At 70.6% G+C, this 2,415-nt stretch carries 1 protein-coding gene; it reads right to left on the minus strand.

Annotated features, from left to right (window positions below; translation table 11 throughout):
• Positions 1 to 2,415 (minus strand): Rne/Rng family ribonuclease (locus QR77_RS11300; RefSeq protein ID WP_150130558.1); only part of this gene is annotated, 2,415 nt, incomplete at both ends.

Genomic DNA, 2,415 nt, shown 5'->3' on the forward strand with positions numbered 1-2,415 from the left:
CCGGCCGGAGCCGACGCCTTACGGGTGGCCCTGCGGCGCGGGCGACCCTGGGGGGCCGCCTCCTCGGCGGGAGCCTCGGCGACCGCCGGAGCGGGCGTCTCGACGGGTGCCTGTGCTTCGACGGGCGCTTCGGCGGGTGCCTCGGCCGGGGCCTCCGTACGTACGTCGGACTCCGCCGCCCTCGGCGAACCGGCCGGAGCCGACGCCTTGCGCGACGCCCTCCGGCGTCCACGGCCGCGTACCGAAGCCTCGGCCTCGGCGATGCTGCTGAACAGTTCCTCGTCGGGCTCGAACTCCGGCTCGGCGAGCGCGACCGGGGCCGCCACCTCGGCGGCGACCTCGTCCTCGGACTCCGTCAGCACATCCGCGTACTCGTGCTCATGCGTGTGCTCGTGACCCTGGTCGCCGTGGTCGGAACCGGCCCCGCCACGACCGCGCTTCTTGCCGCGCTTACCCGTGCCGTTGCCACCGCCACCGGACGCCGTGGGCATCTCCATGTGGACGATCACGCCACGGCCGTTGCAGTGGACACAGGTCTCGGAGAAGGACTCCAGCAGGCCCTGGCCGACCCGCTTACGGGTCATCTGGACCAGGCCCAGCGAGGTGACCTCGGCGACCTGGTGCTTCGTACGGTCCCGGCCCAGGCACTCCAGCAGGCGCCGCAGCACCAGGTCCCGGTTGGATTCGAGCACCATGTCGATGAAGTCGATGACGACGATGCCGCCGAGGTCGCGCAGCCGGAGCTGTCGCACGATCTCCTCGGCCGCCTCCAGGTTGTTCCTGGTGACGGTCTCCTCGAGGTTGCCGCCCTGCCCGGTGAACTTCCCGGTGTTGACGTCGACCACGACCATGGCCTCGGTCTTGTCGATCACCAGCGAGCCGCCGCTCGGCAGCCAGACCTTGCGGTCGAGCGCCTTCATGAGCTGCTCGTCGATGCGGTACGTCGCGAAGACGTCGACCTCGCTCGTCCAGCGGGTCAGCCGGTCGGAGAGATCGGGGGCGACATTCGCGACGTAGTCGTGGATGGTCTCCCACGCCTCGTCACCGCTCACGATGACCTTGGTGAAGTCCTCGTTGAAGATGTCGCGGACGACGCGGACGGTCATGTCCGGCTCACCGTAGAGAAGCGTGGGGGCGTTGCCGCCGCCCTTCGTCTTCTTCTTGATGTCGTCCCACTGGCCCTGAAGGCGCTCGACGTCGCGGCGCAGCTCGTCCTCGCTCGCGCCCTCGGCCGCCGTACGGACGATGACGCCCGCGTCCTCGGGGACGATCTTCTTCAGGATGGTCTTGAGCCGGGACCGCTCGGTGTCGGGCAGCTTGCGGCTGATGCCGGTCATCGAGCCCTCGGGCACGTAGACCAGGTAGCGGCCCGGGAGGGACACCTGACTGGTCAGACGCGCGCCCTTGTGGCCGATCGGGTCCTTCGTCACCTGGACGAGCACCGACTGGCCGGACTTGAGGGCGGTCTCGATGCGGCGCGGGCCGTTGGCCATGCCCAGCGCCTCGAAGTTGACCTCACCGGCGTAGAGAACGGCGTTGCGTCCCTTGCCGATGTCGACGAACGCGGCCTCCATGGACGGCAGTACGTTCTGCACCTTGCCCAGGTAGACGTTGCCGACGTAGCTGGTGGCCTGTTCCTTGTTGACGTAGTGCTCGACGAGCACGTTGTCCTCAAGGACGCCGATCTGGGTGCGCTCGCCGTTCTGCCGGACGACCATCACACGCTCGACGGCCTCACGGCGCGCCAGGAACTCCGCCTCCGTGATGATCGGCACGCGGCGGCGGCCCTGCTCGCGGCCCTCGCGGCGGCGCTGCTTCTTGGCCTCCAGGCGGGTCGAGCCCTTGATGGACTGCACCTCGTCGGAGCCGGTGCCGTGGTGCTCGCGGTCGCCGCGCTCGGTGTCCTTCGCGCGCCGTTCGCGGGGCTCGCGGACCTTGACGACCGTACGCTCCGGGTCACCGTCGCCGTGGTCGGCGTCGGTACCGCCGTCACCGCTGCGACGGCGGCGGCGCCTGCGGCGGCGGCTGCTCGCCGAGCCGGCGCCGGAGGAGTTGTCGGCGTCGCCGTTGTCCTCGTCGTCGTCCTCGTCGGTGTATTCGGTGGCTTCGGTGGCTTCGGTGCCTTCGCCTTCGGACGCTTCGGCGGTTTCGGTGGCCTTTTCGGCGCGGTCGTTCCGGTCGGCGCGGTCGTTCCTGCCTGCGGAGTCGTCCGAGTGCTGCTCGTCCGTGGTGTCGTCCGACTCGGCGGACTCGCCACGGCGGCGGCGACGGCCTCCGCGACGGCGGCGGCGCGAGGGACGGTCGTCGTACTCGTCGTTCTCGTCGGCGTCCGCACCCTGCTCGGGCTGGTCGGCCTCGACCTCGGGCTCGTCGGCGGGGGTTCCCGGTACGTCCTCGACGGTGGCGGCGGCCGCC

The organism is Streptomyces sp. 150FB, assembly GCF_000818195.1.
Classification (GTDB): domain Bacteria; phylum Actinomycetota; class Actinomycetes; order Streptomycetales; family Streptomycetaceae; genus Streptomyces.